The 16,319-nt window shown below is 70.3% G+C and carries 19 protein-coding genes and 2 pseudogenes; 5 read left to right on the plus strand and 16 right to left on the minus strand.

Annotated elements, in window-relative coordinates; genetic code table 11:
• Positions 1-109: 109 nt before the first annotated feature.
• From EV385_RS09650 to EV385_RS09660, 3 genes are read right to left on the minus strand one after another with little or no spacing between them, the layout of a single operon-like run.
• A complete protein-coding gene (locus EV385_RS09650; RefSeq protein ID WP_130509162.1) occupies positions 110-1,195 on the minus strand; it encodes an alcohol dehydrogenase catalytic domain-containing protein in 1,086 nt (361 codons plus the stop codon).
• Positions 1,192-2,628, minus strand: coding sequence for an aldehyde dehydrogenase family protein (locus tag EV385_RS09655; protein WP_242624800.1), 1,437 nt, complete (start codon positions 2,626-2,628; stop codon positions 1,192-1,194). The genes EV385_RS09650 and EV385_RS09655 overlap by 4 nt, the downstream gene beginning before the upstream one ends.
• Complete coding sequence (locus EV385_RS09660) at positions 2,625-3,263, minus strand: TetR/AcrR family transcriptional regulator (protein ID WP_130509163.1); 639 nt, start codon at positions 3,261-3,263, stop codon at positions 2,625-2,627. Before EV385_RS09660 ends, EV385_RS09655 begins: the two co-directional genes overlap by 4 nt.
• Positions 3,264-3,330: 67 nt before the next feature.
• Here EV385_RS09660 and EV385_RS09665 point away from each other — a divergent pair, with 67 nt between their 5' ends.
• Together EV385_RS09665 and EV385_RS09670 are read left to right on the plus strand one after the other, a co-directional pair.
• Complete coding sequence (locus EV385_RS09665) at positions 3,331-4,503, plus strand: acyl-CoA dehydrogenase family protein (protein WP_130509164.1); 1,173 nt, start codon at positions 3,331-3,333, stop codon at positions 4,501-4,503.
• A 64-nt stretch (positions 4,504-4,567) separates the two neighbouring features.
• Positions 4,568-6,118 carry a long-chain-fatty-acid--CoA ligase gene (locus EV385_RS09670; RefSeq protein WP_130509165.1) on the plus strand — a complete coding sequence of 517 codons (1,551 nt, stop codon included), beginning with the start codon at positions 4,568-4,570 and terminating at the stop codon, positions 6,116-6,118.
• Here the strand turns inward: EV385_RS09670 and EV385_RS09675 are convergent.
• Complete coding sequence (locus tag EV385_RS09675; RefSeq protein WP_207229789.1) at positions 6,077-6,520, minus strand: (deoxy)nucleoside triphosphate pyrophosphohydrolase; 444 nt, start codon at positions 6,518-6,520, stop codon at positions 6,077-6,079. The two genes, EV385_RS09670 and EV385_RS09675, sit on opposite strands and share 42 nt — an antisense overlap.
• A 184-nt stretch (positions 6,521-6,704) precedes the next feature.
• On the opposite strand from EV385_RS09675, the gene EV385_RS09680 reads away from it, so the two are divergent.
• Together EV385_RS09680 and EV385_RS09685 are read left to right on the plus strand one after the other, a co-directional pair.
• Positions 6,705-7,016, plus strand: a complete 312-nt coding sequence (locus EV385_RS09680; protein WP_130513194.1) for a 4a-hydroxytetrahydrobiopterin dehydratase — start codon at positions 6,705-6,707, stop codon at positions 7,014-7,016.
• 38 nt (positions 7,017-7,054) lie between these two features.
• Positions 7,055-7,420, plus strand: coding sequence for a PH domain-containing protein (locus tag EV385_RS09685; protein WP_130509166.1), 366 nt, complete (start codon positions 7,055-7,057; stop codon positions 7,418-7,420).
• On the opposite strand, the gene EV385_RS09690 is transcribed toward EV385_RS09685, so the two are convergent.
• The 7 genes and pseudogenes from EV385_RS09690 to EV385_RS36085 form a co-directional block, all read right to left on the minus strand.
• Positions 7,405-8,151, minus strand: coding sequence for a Type 1 glutamine amidotransferase-like domain-containing protein (locus EV385_RS09690; RefSeq protein ID WP_130509167.1), 747 nt, complete (start codon positions 8,149-8,151; stop codon positions 7,405-7,407). The genes EV385_RS09685 and EV385_RS09690 overlap by 16 nt on opposite strands.
• On the minus strand, positions 8,148-8,975 hold the full coding sequence (locus EV385_RS09695; RefSeq protein WP_242624801.1) for a nucleotidyltransferase domain-containing protein: 828 nt from the start codon (positions 8,973-8,975) through the stop codon (positions 8,148-8,150). The genes EV385_RS09690 and EV385_RS09695 overlap by 4 nt, the downstream gene beginning before the upstream one ends.
• A gap of 64 nt (positions 8,976-9,039) precedes the next feature.
• Positions 9,040-10,125 (minus strand): G5 domain-containing protein, encoded by a 1,086-nt coding sequence (locus EV385_RS34950; protein WP_165449434.1) that lies wholly within the window; start codon positions 10,123-10,125, stop codon positions 9,040-9,042.
• Between the two features lie 336 nt (positions 10,126-10,461).
• Positions 10,462-12,228: an aa3-type cytochrome oxidase subunit I gene (ctaD, locus tag EV385_RS09705; protein WP_130509170.1), complete on the minus strand. Its 1,767-nt coding sequence runs from the start codon at positions 12,226-12,228 to the stop codon at positions 10,462-10,464.
• 159 nt (positions 12,229-12,387) lie between these two features.
• Positions 12,388-12,594 (minus strand): helix-turn-helix transcriptional regulator, encoded by a 207-nt coding sequence (locus EV385_RS09710; RefSeq protein ID WP_341273929.1) that lies wholly within the window; start codon positions 12,592-12,594, stop codon positions 12,388-12,390.
• 398 nt (positions 12,595-12,992) lie between these two features.
• A complete protein-coding gene (locus EV385_RS09720) occupies positions 12,993-13,574 on the minus strand; it encodes a hypothetical protein (protein WP_242624802.1) in 582 nt (193 codons plus the stop codon).
• A 38-nt stretch (positions 13,575-13,612) separates the two neighbouring features.
• Positions 13,613-13,990: pseudogene (locus EV385_RS36085) on the minus strand (GNAT family N-acetyltransferase); the annotation flags it as partial.
• A 61-nt stretch (positions 13,991-14,051) separates the two neighbouring features.
• On the opposite strand from EV385_RS36085, the gene EV385_RS09730 reads away from it, so the two are divergent.
• Positions 14,052-14,633 carry a Uma2 family endonuclease gene (locus EV385_RS09730; protein ID WP_130509173.1) on the plus strand — a complete coding sequence of 194 codons (582 nt, stop codon included), beginning with the start codon at positions 14,052-14,054 and terminating at the stop codon, positions 14,631-14,633.
• 120 nt (positions 14,634-14,753) lie between these two features.
• On the opposite strand, the gene EV385_RS09735 is transcribed toward EV385_RS09730, so the two are convergent.
• The 5 genes and pseudogenes from EV385_RS09735 to EV385_RS09755 all read right to left on the minus strand — a co-directional run bounded on the left by EV385_RS09735 (position 14,754) and on the right by EV385_RS09755 (position 16,303).
• On the minus strand, positions 14,754-15,149 hold the full coding sequence (locus EV385_RS09735; protein ID WP_130509174.1) for a PIN domain-containing protein: 396 nt from the start codon (positions 15,147-15,149) through the stop codon (positions 14,754-14,756).
• Positions 15,146-15,385 (minus strand): hypothetical protein, encoded by a 240-nt coding sequence (locus tag EV385_RS09740; RefSeq protein WP_130509175.1) that lies wholly within the window; start codon positions 15,383-15,385, stop codon positions 15,146-15,148. The genes EV385_RS09735 and EV385_RS09740 overlap by 4 nt, the downstream gene beginning before the upstream one ends.
• A gap of 78 nt (positions 15,386-15,463) precedes the next feature.
• Positions 15,464-15,610, minus strand: a pseudogene (locus tag EV385_RS09745) (DUF933 domain-containing protein); the annotation flags it as partial.
• 103 nt (positions 15,611-15,713) lie between these two features.
• The gene (locus EV385_RS09750; protein ID WP_130509176.1) at positions 15,714-16,007 is read right to left on the minus strand and encodes a HigA family addiction module antitoxin; all 294 of its coding nucleotides are present in this window, start codon (positions 16,005-16,007) and stop codon (positions 15,714-15,716) included.
• Positions 16,008-16,021: 14 nt separating this feature from the next.
• On the minus strand, positions 16,022-16,303 hold the full coding sequence (locus EV385_RS09755) for a type II toxin-antitoxin system RelE/ParE family toxin (RefSeq protein ID WP_130509177.1): 282 nt from the start codon (positions 16,301-16,303) through the stop codon (positions 16,022-16,024).
• Positions 16,304-16,319: the final 16 nt, after the last annotated feature.

The raw sequence follows: 16,319 nt of genomic DNA on the forward strand, positions 1-16,319 counted from the left end.
GCCCGCGCCCACCGCAGCACCCGGGTCGAATTCACCGACTCGTCGGGACCTTGGTCCCGCCGTCACACGGGTCCGCGACTGTCCCGTGAATCCCCGCTGAACACCCAGGTCACAGCACCACGACCGAGCGGGCCCCCTCGCCCCTCGCCATCCGCTCGAAGGCGGCGGGGATCTCCGCCAGACCGATCCGGTCGGTGATGAGGTGCTCCACGGCCAGCGTGCCGTCCAGCAGCTCGCGGGCCAGCTCCGGCAGCGCCGCCTCGGGGTCGGCGCCGCCGTACACGCAGGCGCGCAGGGTCCGCGCCGAGGTGAAGATGTCCAGCGCGCTCAGCTGCAGCATGTCGTCCGCGCGGCCCATGCCGACGACCGTGACGTGGCCGCCGCGGCGGGTGGCCCGCCAGGCCGCCCGGATCGTCGCCGCCTTGCCGACGCATTCGAACGCGTGGTCGACGCCGCGCCCCTGCGTCCGTACCCGGATGTCCTTGGACAGCGTGTCCGCCGCGACCAGGAACTCGGTCGCCCCGGCCGCCTCGGCGAGCGCCTTCTTGGACTCGGCCACGTCGACCGCGATGACCTGGGCGGCCCCGGCGGCGCGGGCCGCCGCCACCACGGTCAGGCCCACCCCGCCCAGGCCGAGCACCAGCACCGCGTCACCGGGGGCCACCCGGGCGGTGTTGCGCACCGCGCCGGCACCGGTCAGCACCGCGCAGCCGAGCAGGGCCGCGCTTTCCCACGCAAGTTCTCCCGGTACGGCGATGACCGCGTTCTCCGGCACCACGACCTGCTCGGCGAAGGCACCCAGCCCCAGCGTCACGTGCACCGGCGCCCCGTCCAGCGTCATGCCGTTCTCCAGCGCGGCCACGTTCGCGGTGGCGCACAGCCACGGCTCGCCGTGGGTGCAGAACCAGCACGTACGGCAGACCGGCGACCAGTTCAGCGCCACGTGGGTGCCCACCGCGACCCGGGTGACGTTGGCGCCCACCTCGACGACCTCGCCCGCCGCCTCGTGACCCAGCACCAGCGGGTGCGGCGGTGCGAGGGTGCCGTCGAGCATGGCCAGGTCGGAGTGGCACACCCCGGCCGCCCGGACCCGTACCCGGACCTGCCCGGGCCCGACCTCCGGCAGGCGCAGCTGGGCCACCACCGGCGGCACGCCACGGTCCCGGGCGACCAGGCCCTTGATGTACGCGGTCACCGCTGGATCGCCTTGATCTGCTGGAACTCCGCCACCCCGTACGCGCCGAGTTCGCGTCCGACGCCGGACTGCTTGTACCCGCCGAACGGGGCGGCCGGGTTGAACGCGGCGCCGTTGATGTCGACCGCGCCGGTGCGCATCCGGCGGGCCACGGCGAGGGCCCGTTCCGGTTCCGCCGACCAGACGCCGCCGGCCAGGCCGTAGCGGGAGTTGTTCGCGATGCTCACCGCCTCATCGTCGTCGGTGAACGGAATGAGCGACAACACGGGTCCGAAGATCTCCTCCTGGGCCAGGGCGCTGTCCGGGTCGACGTCGGCGAAGACCGTGGCGGCGACGAAGTGGCCCCGCTCCGGCACGGGCGCGTGCGGGCCGCCCGCGACGAGCCGCGCCCCGTCGGCCAGCCCGCGCTCGACGTGCCCGCGGACCCGTTCGAGCTGGGCGGCGGAGATGAGCGGGCCGAGCCGGGTGGACTCGTCGAACGGGTCTCCGGTGTGGTACTTCGCGGCGGCCGAAGCGGCGATCGACACCGCCTCGTCGTAGCGGCTGCGGTGGACCAGCATGCGGGTCCACGCCGTACACGTCTGTCCCGAGTTGAGGAAGGCGTTGCCGACGCCCACCTTGACCGCCCGGGTCAGGTCCGCGTCGTCGAGGATCACGTTGGCGCTCTTGCCGCCGAGTTCCAGGGAGACGCGGGCGATGCGGTCGGCGGCGGCGTGGGCGACCGCGCGGCCGGTGGCCGTGGACCCGGTGAACGACACCATGTCGACGTCCGGGTGGGCGGCCAGCGCCGCGCCGACCTCGGGCCCGGTGCCGGGGACCAGGTTGAGCACCCCGGCGGGCAGCCCGGCCTCCTCGGCCGCGTCGGCCAGCAGGTACGCCACCAGCGGGGTGAGCTCGCTGGGCTTGAGCACCACCGGGCAGCCCGCCGCCAGCGCCGCGCCGACCTTGGCGATGATCTGGTGCAGCGGGTAGTTCCACGGGGTGATGGCGGCGACCACGCCGACCGGCTCGGACACGACCAGCGAGTGGCCGACCGTCTCGGCGGGCGCCGGGCCGGCGGCCAGTTCCGCGTACCCCTGCAGGACGGTCAGGGGCAGCCGGGTGTGGGTGGCGGCGGCGATCTTCAGGGGCGCGCCCAGCTCCAGCCCGACCGTACGGGAAATGTCGGCGGCCCGGGCGGACAGCGCCGCGTGCAGGCGGGTGAGCGCCGCGCCGCGCTCGGCGGCGCTGGTGGCGGCCCAGCGGTCGAAGGCCGCGCGGGCGGCCGCCACCGCGGCGTCCACGTCCGGGGCCGAGCCGGCGGGCACGTGGCCGAGGATGTCGCCGGTGGCCGGGTTCTCGACGGCGATCCGCTCGCCGGAGGCGGGCGGGACCCAGGCCCCGCCGAGGTAGAGCCGGTCGCGGCTGAGCAGGACGTCGGGGCTGAGCGTCACGTTCGCGTGCCTTTCGTGAGGGGTAGCAGGCGGCCGAGGCCCGCGAGGACCGTGTCGAGGCCGAGTTCGAACGCGCCCTCGTCGACGCTGTGCTGGTGTTCGGCCAGCAGGTGGGCGTGGCGCAGGTGCGGGTAGCGCTCGGCGTAGACGCCGGGGTCCTCGTCGAAGCCGCGCGCGAACGACCCGAGCGCGGAACCGTGCACCAGGTAGCGCATCAGCGCCCCGATGTGGGTGGCCCGGGCGGGGGGCCAGCCCGCGTCGATCAGCGCGCCGTAGACCGTGTCGGCCATGGCCAGCGCGGCCGGGCGGCGGCCGGGCCCGTGCGCGAGGACGGGCACGACGTTGGGGTGGGCGCAGAGCACCGCATGGTACGAGCACGCCCAGAGCCGCAGCGCGTCGCGCCAGTCGTGGGTGGCGAACGACGAGACGTCCACCCGGGCCACGACCGCGTCGGCCACCGCGTCCAGGATCTCGTTCTTGGTCGGGAAGTGGTGGTAGAGCGACGGCCCGGCCACGCCCAACTCGGTGGCGAGGCGACGGGTCGACACCGCCGCCAGCCCTTCGGCGTCGACGAGGGCGGCGGCGGCCTCGACGATCCGCTGCCGGGTGAGCAGCGTCTGCCGGGGCCGGGCCATGGGTGCTCCTGAATTCGCCGGTTTCTCGCTCTGGACGTGCGAAAACTTGCACCGCTAGTTTAGTCGCATGGACTTCTCGCTGAGCGACGAGGAACGCGCGATCCGCGACACGGCCCGCCAGTTCATCAGCCGTGAGGTCATGCCGCTGGAGCAGGAGGCGCTGCGCCGCGAGCGGGCCCACCGGCCCGGCCTGGAGCCCGGCGAACTGCGCGAGCTGCAGCTCAAGGCGAAGAAGTTCGGCTTCTGGGGCCTGAGCACCCCGGCCGAGTACGGCGGCATGGACCTGTCCGCCGTCCTGCAGTCGCTGATCGTGACCGAGGTGGGCCGTACCTTCGTGCAGTTCCGCTTCGGCGGCGAGGCGGACAACATCCTGTACTTCGGCAACGACGAGCAGAAGCGCGAGTACCTGCTCCCCACGATCGAGGGCGACCGGATCTCCTGCTTCGCGATCACCGAGCCGGGCGCCGGTTCCGACGCCGCGAACATCAAGCTCAGCGCGCGCCGCGACGGCGACGACTGGGTCCTCAACGGCGAGAAGACGTTCATCACCAACGGCAACGACGCCGACTTCGCGATCGTCGTCGCGGTCACCGACCCCGAGAAGGGCGCCCGGCGCGGCGGGGCGACCGCGTTCCTCGTGGACCGTGCGATGGGCTGGCGCTCGGAGTTCATCCAGACGATGGGCGAGGGAGGCCCGGCCTCACTGATCTTCGAGGACGTGCGGGTGCCGCAGCGCAACATCCTGGGCGAGCTGGGCCAGGGCTTCGAGCTCGGCATGAGGTGGATCGGCAAGGGCCGCTACCTGATCCCGTCGGCCGCGATCGGCATCGCGGAACGGGCCCTGTCCATGGCTCTCGAGTACGCGAACAGCCGCGAGACCTTCGGCCGCCGCATCGGCGAGAACCAGGCGATCCAGTGGATGCTGGCCGACTCCGAGGTGGAGCTCGAGGCGGCGCGCTGGCTGGTGCTGCGCGCCGCGTGGGCGGTGGACCAGGGCGAGGACCCGCGCCACACCTCGTCGATGGCCAAACTGTACGGCGCGGGCATGGTGAACCGGGTCGTCGACCGGGTCCTGCAGATCCACGGCGGCATGGGCTACACCCGGGAGCTGCCCATCGAGCGCTGGTACCGGCAGGTCCGGCTGATGCGCATCTACGAGGGCACGGACGAGATGCAGCGCCTCATCATCGCCCGTGACCTGCTCCGGGGCTACACCAAGATCGGCGGCTCGCTGGCCTGACCGGCTAGGGCCTGAATCGTTTGTCGCGGGGGACCCACATCCGTTTGAGCAGAGGAGGACCCGCGTGACGACGCTTTCCCTGGCGACCGTGCTGGCCGAGGCGGCCCGGCGCTACCCCGACAAGGTCGCGGTCGTGGACGACTACGCCCGGGTGACGTACCGCGAGCTGTGGGAGCAGGCCCGGGCGTACGCCGCGGGGCTGCGCGAGCTCGGGGTCCGCCCCGGTGACACGGTCGCCGTGCAGATCCCCAACGTGCTGGACTTCCCCCGGGTCTACTACGGCGCCCTGGCGGCCGGCGCCACCCTGGTGCCGGTGCACCTGCTGCTCACCCCCGAGGAGATCGCGTACGTCCTGCGGGACAGCGGCACCGACCTGCTCGTGGCGCACTCCAGCCAGTTGGCCAACGCCACCGCGGCCGCGCACGCCGCGGGCACCCGGCTGGCCACGGTCGGCCCGCTGCCCGCCGGAGTGCCCGACGCCCCGCCGCGGCTGGAGGAGGCGGCCTCGGCCGTGCCGCCGCTGCGCACGTACGTGACCCGCGAGGCCGAGGACGTCGCGGTCGTCTTCTACACCAGCGGCACCACCGGACAGTCCAAGGGCGCCCTGCTCACCCACCTGAACCTGGTGCTGAACGCGACCGTGAGCGTGTTCGACACCAGCGAGTGCCATCCGGACGACGTGATCCTGGGCTGCCTGCCGCTGTTCCACAGCTTCGGCCAGGTGTGCATGAACGGCACGTTCCGGCTGGGCGCCACGATGGTGCTGCTGGCCCGCTTCACCGGGGAGGCGGCCATCGACGTGATGGTGCGCGAGAAGGTGACCAGCTTCTACGGGGTGCCGACGATGTACGTCGCCCTGCTGGAGGCCGCTGCGAAGGCGGAGACGCTGCCGCGGCTGCGGCTGGCCGGGTCGGGTGGTGCGTCGCTGCCCGTGGCGGTGCTGGAACGGTTCGCGGAGACCTTCGACGCGCCCATCTACGAGGGGTACGGGCTGTCCGAGACCTCCCCGACCGCCACCACGAACCAGGCCGCCTTCGGCACCCGCGCGGGTTCGGTCGGCCACCCGATCTGGGGGGTGGAGGCGGAGATCGCCCGGCCCGAGATCGAGGAGCGCATCGAGTTCCTCCCGGCGGGCGAGCTGGGCGAGATCGTCATCCGTGGGCACAACGTCTTCGCGGGGTACCTGAACCGGCCGGAGGAGACCGCGGCGGCGCTCGTGGACGGCTGGTTCCGCACCGGCGACCTGGGCACGAAGGACGCCGACGGGTTCCTCACCATCGTGGACCGCAAGAAGGACATGATCATCCGGGGCGGCTTCAACGTGTACCCGCGCGAGGTAGAGGAGGTGCTGGCCCGGCACCCCGCCGTCGTGCAGGTCGCGGTCATCGGCGTACCCGACGCGGTGCTCGGCGAGGAGATCTGCGCCGTGGTGGTGGCCGATCCGGGCGGGGTGACGCAGGAGGATCTGACCGCCTGGGCGCGCGAACGCCTCGGCAAGCACAAGTACCCGCGTCAGGTGCGTTTCGCCGAGTCCCTGCCACTGGGCCCGAGCCACAAGGTGCTCAAGCGGGAGCTACGCCGAACGTTCGCCGATCCCGCCCAGCAGGGCGGGTAGCTCCGCCACGATCGGCTCGTCGGCCGGCAGCCAGGGCACGCTGTTCAGCTCGCCGGCCGCGAGCCACCGCATCGCGGAGTGCTCCAGGGCGCGCGGCACCCCGCCGTCCAGCACCTCGGCGACGAAGACCCGCAGCACGGCCCGGCCGCGCGCCAGTGGCACGTCCGGGCCGACCCGGGCGCCGACCCGTACCCGTACGCCGAGCTCCTCCCGGCACTCGCGGGCCAGTGCCTGCGCGTCGGTCTCCCCCGGCTCGACCTTGCCCCCGGGGAACTCCCAGCGCCCGGCCGCCTCGGGCGGCGCCGAGCGTTCGCACGCCAGCACCCGGCCATCGATGACAATGACGGCGGCCACGATCACTCTGGGTGACGAAGCGCTGCTGACGTGGTGTCCCTGGGGCATGAGCAAACAGCGTGCCACAAATCTTGACCGTTCAGGTTGCCCGAGTCCGCCCCGAACGTCGGGAGAACACAGATATGTGGGCGTGGACACGCTTGACGCGGGAGGCAAGACTGTCACCACCGACCATGACGACATGGCGACGATTTGGCCACAAGCCGGCAACGACGCCAAGGGGGTGTGGCTGATGCGGGCCAGGAAACCACGGGGAACTCGGGGGGATTACCTGAGCGACGCCCTGGCCCTGTTGGGTGGCTGGACCCAGGACGGCATGCAGCTCAAGCGCGTCCTCGCCTGCGACGAGAGTCAGCACGCCGCGCTGACCGAACGGATCAAGGTCGCCGCCGATACCTTACGCATCCGCCCGCACATCCGTCGCCTCGACGGTCACACGCAGATCTGCCTCGCCGCGCAGGACGGCACCGACATCACCGACGGTGAGGTCACGCTCGCGGCCCGTATCGAGGACGCCTACCGTACGGTCGTCGGCCGCCAGTAGCCCGACGGCGCTGGCCCGGCCGCACTACGCTCGGGCCCATGGGCGACGTCGTCTTCGACAACAAGGGCCAGTTGGAACAGATCCAGAGCGGGTTGCTGGAGGGCGAGCAGATCATCGCCGTCTACGACGCGGTCGGTGCGGGCACCGGCTTCCTCGGCCTGACCAACCGGCGCGTGATCATCCAGGACAAGTCCTTCGTGGGTAAGCGCGTGGCGATCACGAGCATCCCGTACTCGAAGGTCAGCAGCGTCAGCGTGGTCAGCAACAAGAGCTGGGCCGGGCAGTTCTTCTCCACCGGCTCCATCGCGATCACGGTCGGCACGCACGTCTACGAGGTCGAGTTCCGCGGCACGGAGAAGACCCACCACGTGCACAACGTCATCCTGCACTACGCCGCGTCGTAGGAGAGCAACCTCGTCGGCAGCGGGGTCTCGGTCACCGTGCCGTCCTCGGCGCGCTTCAGCTCGTACCCGCGCGGACCCTCCCGGTCGGCGACCACCTCGGCCAGCCGGGTGCCCCGGTAGACGAGCCCCGCGCCGTCGTCCGTCGCGTACCCGTCGGGCAGGGTGCCGTCGCCGATCAGCTTGTGCATCATCGGCCGCCGCTGCTCCTCGGCGTCGTAATGCACCCCGTTGCTGTACGGCAGCCAGCCCAGCCCCTCGGTGAACGGCCGCAGCCGCAGCCCGAAGCTGTCCGTGCTGCCGCCGATGTGCCAGCAGATCGAGCCCGCCGACACCCCGCCGAGCACCACACCGGACTGCCAGGCCTCGCGCAGGATCTCCGGCAACCCGTGCACCCGCCAGACCGCGACGAGGTTCGCCACGCTGCCCCCGCCCACCCAGATGACGTCCTGGCTGAGCAGGTGCGCGCGGATGTCGTCGACGTTCGGCATCGGGAACAGCGCCAGGTGCGACAGCCGGAACCGGGTCTTGGCGAACGCCGCGTACGCCGCCCCGATCCGCGCCTCCTGGTCCCCCGTCGCCTGGCCGAGCAGGCAGATGCGCGGTTGCGGGCCCGCATGCGCCAGCTCGGCGGCGAGTTCGAAGATCGGGCCCACCCGCATGTCCAGCGCGCCGAACCGGCCCGGGAGCATGCCGGCGCTGGTGGCGAGGATCGTGGGTTCGTCGGCGCTCATCGCGTCATCATGGCGCACGCGTCGGCGGTGGCCAGCACGAGGTCCTGGGCCGCGTCCACGGCGGTGGCCAGGTGGACCGGGTCCCCGTCGACCGCCGTGAACACCGCGTCGACCTCCGCGCGGAACCGTGGCGGCGCACCCGGCAGACCCGCCGCCGAGGCCACCGCGCCCTTCTCGTTGATCAGCCACCGGTGCGCCGCGCCGTGCAGGGCGTGCGCGCACACCCCCACCAGCCGGAACAGGCAGCCCGCGACATACGCGGCGTCCCCGCGCGACACCGCCTTGCGGGCCACCCCGACCAGGAAGTCCGCCTCCCAGAGCCCCGCCACGAGCGCGGCGCCCAGCGCGGGCGGATACACCCGGGCACGGGCCCGCAGCGCGGCCAGCTCACCGGCCCGCTCGGCCAGGACCACCGACAGGGCCAGTTCACCCGGGTACGCGAAGTCCGGCACGCCCAGCGGGTGCCCGGCCTGGGCGTGGAACGCGTACCGGCCCTGTTCGGCGTCACGCCACGCCTGCTCTACCCGGCCCAGGTCCCGGTAGATCCAGTCCACGGCGGCACCGTCCACGGTGAGCCAGGCCCCACCGTCCACCCAGGGTCCCCACTCGCCCGGCGCGGTGACCCGCGCGTCCGGCCCGGCCACGTCCCGGGCCAGCGCGGCGAGCCCGTCCACGTCGAGCGGGGGCCGGTAGTACAGCCCCAGGTCGGTGTCGGAGTCGGCGGTGTGGGTGCCGCGCGCGCGACTGCCGCCGAGCACCACACCGACCACGCCGTCCACGCCTATGAGTCGCCCGGCCAACTCGGCCAGCCGCGCTTCGCTCACCGCCGCCACCCTGGCATCCTCCCGCGCCTTGCCGTCGCGGGATCGGGCGGCCTCGGATCGGCCGTCAGTGGCAGGTGGGGCCCGGCGCCGGCCCGCGTCCCATCGGGACACCCGGTACTCCGACGATGACGACCGGCACCGCCCCCGCAGCCGGATCCGTCCCGGGCTGTGCGGGCGGTCCGGCCGTGGGCACGGGAACGACCACCGGCGTCCCGTTGGGTGTCGGAAGCGGGCCGTCGACCGGCGGCACTCCGCCGGGGACCGGATTGCCGTCCGGGGTGGGCGGGACGCCGGGAACCGGCACGCCGCCGGGGACAGTGGGGGCATCCGGGTTCTGGTTCCCGCCGGGCTGGGCCGGGGGCTGGGTGGCCGCCGGTTGGTTCGCCGGGTTGGCCGCCGGGCCACCGGGCTGGTTCCCGTTCGCGCAGGACGGCGGCGTCTCCTGGTGCTTCGGCGGGCAGTCGTGCGACTTGCCGTGGCACTTGCGGTGTCCGCCGCCCCCGCCGTGGCGCTTACGGGCGCCCACGGCGATGACGCGGTCCTGCGGCGTCCGGGTGACGGCCGTCCCGATCAGCACCCGGAGGGTCTCCCGCCCCGCGACATAGGTGACCCGGTACCGGACGGCGCGCAGCCCGGGGACGCCGGGACGGCGCTCGCGCACGCGACCACGCGGCAGGGACCGGTCCCGGACGAACCGGGTCCGGAACGGGATGATCCGGCTCTCGGTGACCGTACGGACGCTGACCAGCTGCGGGAACATCGGCGGCGCCGGGGCGACGGGGTTGCGGACGCCCGCGGCGGCGCGCACCGGGTCCCGGGGCGCGCGGGTGGCCGTCCTCTCGGTCTCCTCCACGGGCCGGGATCGGGTGGCCGGGCCCCGGGTGAGGTCGCCGCCGATCCCCACCGGCGCTCCTTGCGCGCCGACCCTGACGCCCCCCGGGACGTGGCCGCCCGACGCCCCGCCCTTCGGCGCGGCCGAGTTCGGCGCCGACGGCGATCCGGAGGGCGCGGGCTGGTCGACGGCGGAGGCCGCTCCCGGAGCGTTCGCGGGCTCGGCGCGTACGGTTCCGGCCTCGTCGTGGCCCAGTGCGGCGATGCCATAGATGCTGCCCCCGACGGTCGTGAGCAGGGCGCAGCTTCCGGCGAACATGCGGACGCCGAAGGGAAGGCGAGCCCACCACGACTTTGGTGGCATTTCGAAGTAATGCTGCCAGTAATCACTAGATGTCTGGTTAAGCACCAAAACATTGTGCTTGTAGAAAAGGTGAACGACACCGTGATTACGGCACTCGAAAGGCTGACTTGCGGAGGTCGCGGACGCACATCCGACATCGCTGACCGACATCTCGAATACCGGCCGCCGTCCGTTCGTCACATTTATCCTTTTTTGTCCGATAAGCGAGGATGGTCGCGCCGCCCGGCGGCGGGGCGGACAGCGCGGCACCGACACTCAGCTACGACTGCGAGATCATGGTCGACATCGTGATCACTCGGTGGTCCCGTGATCTTCGGGGTACCGGGCACCGCCGTCCGACTCGCCGGTGAGCGGCTTCGCGCCGCCCTCCGGCGGGCCGGCCGCCGACTGCCCACCGGCGGCCAGTTCCGGAAACTTCGCGTCGAACGCCGGGCGTTCCGAACGGATGCGCGGCATGCGGTCGAAGTTGCGCAGCGGCGGCGGCGACGCGGTCGCCCACTCCAGCGAATTGCCGTGACCCCACGGGTCGGCAACGGTCACGATCCGGCCGAACCGGTAGGACTTCCACACGTTGTAGAGGAACGGCAGGGTGGCGGCGCCGAGCACGAACGAGCCGATGGTCGAGACCATGTTGAGCACGGTGAAGCCGTCGCCGGGCAGATAGTCCGCGTACCGGCGGGGCATGCCCTCGGCGCCCAGCCAGTGCTGCACCAGGAACGTGGTGTGGAACCCGAGGAACGTCAGCCAGAAATGCACCTTGCCCAGCCGGTCGTCGAGCATCCGCCCGAACATCTTCGGAAACCAGAAGTAGACCCCGGCGAACACCGCGAACACGATCGTGCCGAACAGTACGTAATGGAAGTGCGCCACGACGAAGTACGTGTCATGGACGTGGAAGTCGATCGGCGGCGACGCCAGCAGCACCCCGGTCAGCCCGCCCAGCAGGAACGTCACCATGAACCCGAGCGCGAACAGCATCGGCGTCTCGAAGCTGATCTGGCCGCGCCACATCGTGCCGATCCAGACGAAGAACTTCATGCCGGTCGGGACCGCGATGAGGAAGCTGAGGAAACTGAAGAACGGCAGCAGCACCTGGCCGGTGGCGAACATGTGGTGGGCCCACACGCTCATCGACAGGCCGCCGATGAGCAGCGTGGCCGCCACCAGACCCTTGTAGCCGAACAACGGCTTGCGGCTGAACACCGGGATGACCTCGGTGATGATGCCGAAGAACGGCAAGGCCACGATGTACACCTCGGGGTGGCCGAAGAACCAGAAGAGGTGCTGCCACAACAGCGGGCCGCCGGTCGCCGGGTCGTACACGTGGGCGCCGAGGATGCGATCGGCGGCCAGCGCGAACAACGTGGCAGCCAGGAACGGGAACACCAGCACCACCAACAGGCTGGTGACCAGGATGTTCCACGTGAAGATCGGCATGCGGAACATCGTCATGCCCGGTGCGCGCAACGTCAGGATCGTGGTGATCATGTTGACGGCGCCGAGGATCGTGCCCAGGCCGGACAGGGCCACGCCCATCACCCACATGTTGCCGCCCACTCCGGGCGAGCTCATCCCGTCGCTCAACGGCGTGTACGCGGTCCAGCCGAAATCCGCCGCGCCGCCCGGCGTGACGAACCCGCCGAGCGCGATGAGACCCCCGAACAGGTACAGCCAGTACGCGAACGCGTTGAGCCGGGGAAACGCCACGTCGGGTGCCCCGATCTGCAACGGCACGACGAAGTTCGCGAAGGCGAACACGATCGGGGTCGCGAAGAACAGCAGCATGATCGTGCCGTGCATGGTGAAGAGCTGGTTGTACTGCTCCGGGGAGAGCAACTGCATCCCGGGGCGGGCCAGTTCGGCGCGCATCAGCAGCGCCATGAATCCGCCCACCACGAAGAACCCGAACGACGTGGTCAGGTACAAGATGCCGATCTGCTTCGCGTCGGTCGTGCGGAGCGTGGCGGCGAACGCGGAACCCCGGGGCGTGCGCCGCACGGGATCGGGCCACGGCCGGACGGGGTGTGGCTGGACCGGGCGAGGCGCGACGGCGGCCATGGCGTCCTCCACGGGAGTCGGTGCCGTGCTGAAGCCGTGCGGACGACGCTACGCCGTCATGCCCATCGATGCAGCAGACGGAAATCCACATTGTGCCTAAGAGCGACCGTGCGCAGGCGCTCTGCGTCAAGCGTTGGAGGCGACGGCCGTCTCGGCTCGCTACTCCCCCTCGGGCTCCTCGGCCAACGCGGGGCGGTGCTCACGGATCCACCGCTCGACGTCCTCGGCATCCCACACCGAGCCCATCGTGAGTACCTGGTAGGGCTCCGGGAAGTCCCGGTCACGGGTGATGGCGTGGGCTCGCGATCGGGTGACGCCGAGGCGTGCGCCGATCTCGGCCGTGCCCATCAACCGAACTCTCTTCACAGGTCAAACGCTATGCGCGACCGCACACCCGCATAGTCCATAGGCTCGTATGTGTGCGATCAATATGCGCTAAGCGCGTGGACATGTGTACTGTATCGCCTGAGGTGGCGGATGCTGCTGCCTGCGACGCCGGTGTCCGTCCTCTCCCTTCCATCGCCGACCGGGAGAGTGGGCCCGAGTGGCCGAGCACATCGAGGAACGTCCCAGCTGGGATTGCCGGGCCTGCGGCAAGCCCTGGCCGTGTGATCCGGCGCGGAAGAATCTGACCGCCGAATTGCCCCGACCGCGCTCAGGATCAACATGTGGACGAGGCTGGAGGTGGCCGTCGGAAACCTGTCACCCAGCCCGGCCGAGGAGCTGTTCGACCGCTTCCTCCGCTGGACCCCGTGAATCCCGCGTCATGCGGTTTGGACGGGGCCGTCGTCCGGGGGGCTCTCGTAGATGCCGTACCACTGCGAGCCGGTCCACAGTTCCCACTGCCCTGGGCGATGCGGGGACGGATACATGCCTGGGGGATCACCACCGGGCACGGGACTGCGTTTCACCGCCCCGGTCGAACCGTCGAGCAGCCAGAGGCTCCGGAAGTCCCAGCCCGGCCCCATCTCTCCCCAGTTGCCGTGGCCGCCGATCCAGAAGCCACCCAGGGACAGCTCGAACGTGCAGTAGCCATGCCGGAACTCGGCGATCAGCCGCTCGCCGATCCGGGTTCCGCGCCGGAAGTACATGACGAACGCCAGCGTGGAGAGCAGGCCCATCGCAACCCCGAACACGGCACCTTCACCTGTGAGCCAACCAATGATCTTGGCAATCATGACCATAGCCAGGATGCCGATCACCGCCACTGCGATGTGGGTCTGCAACACGGCCCGGGCGGTGGGGAACACAGCGAGGCGCGGCGGGGTGGCGGGCACCTGGCGGATGCGCCCGGCCGCAAACGCCTCGGCATAGCCGGGCACCTCGCGCGGCGGCATCGTCTCCACGCGTCGACGCTTCGACACGACACACCCTCCTCAAGCGCCTCCGCCCAGATTTCCTGGAGCCGTAGTTCGACGAAGCCGTACCGAAGCCCCGCAGCCGCCGCGCTGAGCCCGAGTCCGCGACCCCAGAGCTTGCGTACGCCGATGACAACGCCGAGCTCGCGCCGAGCGGGTTCGCCGCCCTGGAAGTCGACATAGCCGACGAGATCGTCACCCGCGCAGGCACCGAGGCGAATGAGGTCCTTCGGTGGCGTCTCGATGAGCCCGCGCTGAAAGCGCTCGTCCTCGTGAGCCGGCAGGCCCGAAGTCCATTCCGCCTCCCGGCAGAACTGTGGATCCACAGCCCATCCGGCGATGACGGCGGCGTCCTGTGAGGCAAGAACCCGCAGTATGACACCAGGTTCGACCGACCCGTTCACGTCCCGATCGTAGGTGCCGCAGCAGAACTGGACAGCCGTTACCGAATGCTACGGTGACCGCATGACTGCGGTGCCCGAGTGGATGCGTCCGCCTCGCCCCGAGGGCTGGTACGCCGAGGACCTCGACAGTCTCGCCGAGGCGCCGCGCCACACCGAACTGATCGATGGAGCCCTCGTCTTCATGATGTCTCCCCAGCGGGTCTGGCACGCCCGCATGATCACCGCGCTGGTGAACTCCCTGACGGACCAGGCCCCGGCAGGCATCGAGGTCGACCGGGAAATCACGATCCGACTCGACCAATGGAATCGGCCGGAGCCTGATCTCCTAGCCACCAAGGCACCTTTCGATCCGTCCCGCACTTTCTACACGCCTGAAGAGACTCTGCTGGTCGTGGAGGTGGTCTCGCCGGAGTCGGCGCATCGCGACCGCAACGTCAAGCTGCGCAAGTACGCGGAAGCCGGTATCGCGAACTACTGGCGCATCGAGGACGAGGATGGCTCCCCGGTGGTCCACGCCTACGAACTCGACGGACCCACCCGGTCGTACGTGGCGACCGCGATCCACCGCCACGAACTGCGCACCACGACGCCGTTCGCGATAAAGATCGACTTGGATGGGCTGGTGCCCGGCCGCAAGACCTGAGCCAGGCGCCGACGTCCGCCGGTGTTTGCGCCGCAACAACGTCACACGTTGAATCGGAACTCGACCGGATGACGTCCCCGATCAACAGCTTGGACGCTCCCGCCATCATCGAGAAGATCGCTACAGCCCGATGGTCCGGACGCGCTGCCCGCACAGCTTGACCATGTCGTCGACATCGGATGTCAGAACTGCCACCGGCGCAGGTAATCGTAGCGCCACCTCGGCGACCATGGCATCGATGGCGTATTTGTGCCCATGCAGCCCAGCCGCCTTCAACAGCGCTGCACTACGGCGGGCACTTTCCTTCGTCACCGCCTCCACTCGAATCTGAGACAGCAGCCAGCTCAGCCGGGCGGTATCCACGCCGGAGTGGGAAATCTCGATGATCGTGGCGGCCGACATGGCCAGATCGGTCCCGTCCCGCTCCGCCTGCTCCAGCAGTCGCATTACCTTGCGATCGCGGTCAATCCATCCGGAGAAGCCTTGCGAGTCGAGCACCAGCGACTCGAGGCTCACGCCGCGCGCCCAGTCTCCTCAGCCCCGTGCAGGAGCGACCGAGCCTCGGCCATCTCCTTGTCAGTGAACGGCCCGAACTCGCCTTGGTAGCGATCCAACTCCTCCCGGAGGAGTCTGCGCCGCTCGGCGCGCTCGGCCAGCTCGGTGAGGTAGCCGGAGACGTTGTCGGTGTGCGTCTTCATGCTTTCCAGCAACTCCACCGGCAGCGTGATCGTGACCTTCTTCGTCCTCGCCATTCGTCGACCATACCACGGTGTTACCACAGCTGCCCCAACCGTTGGCGCTGATCCGATGCGGTAGACGTTGAACCGGAATCAGACATTAGATCGGAACTCGACTACGTCGCCGTCGCGCATGACGTAGTCCTTGCCTTCCATCCGTACCTTGCCCGCGGCCTTGGCCGCCGCCATCGAACCGGCCGCCATCCGGTCGTCGAAGCTGACGATCTCGGCCTTGATGTTCGTCGCTCTGGAAGTCGACACGGATCTGCTCATCGGCTTGGGGATGTGGGCAGGCGCCGATGTCCGCCAAAGGTTGAGCCGGACATCGGGTGCGGCGGCGCTCTTAGGCCGACTGGAGAGGCCGGATGCTGTCGAGGATGTCGCCGAGCGCGTCCTTCTCAATCTCGAGGTCGTACCGGTTCTGCAGATTGATCCAGAAGAGGTCGGTCGTTCCGAAGTAGCGCGCCAGGCGGAGGGCCGTGTCGGCGGTGACACGCCGCTTGCCGTGGACGATCTCATTGATCCGCCGGGGCGGCACCCCGATGGCCACAGCAACCTTGTGCTGAGTGATCCCGAGCGGTGCGATGAAATCCTCCATCAGCACCTCGCCGGGGTGAATCGGGGCCAGCTTGCTCATCTCGTTTCACCTCCCTAGTGGTAGTCCACGATTTCCACGTCTTCCGGACCAGTTTCGGTCCAGACGAAGCAGATCCGCCACTGGTCGTTGATCCGGATGCTGTGCTGGCCCTTTCGATCGCCACTGAGCGCCTCCAGCCGGTTGCCCGGCGGAACACGAAGGTCGACGAGGGTAACCGCAGCATCGAGGAGCACGAGTTTCCTCAGCGCAGTCCGAAGAACCCGGGAGTCGAGAGACCGCACATGCTCACGTCGCCACAGCCGCTCGGTCTCCCGGTTCCCGAAGGATCGGATCACCGGCTAAGTATAACGC

This window comes from Krasilnikovia cinnamomea (assembly GCF_004217545.1).
Classification (GTDB): Bacteria; Actinomycetota; Actinomycetes; order Mycobacteriales; family Micromonosporaceae; genus Actinoplanes; species Actinoplanes cinnamomeus.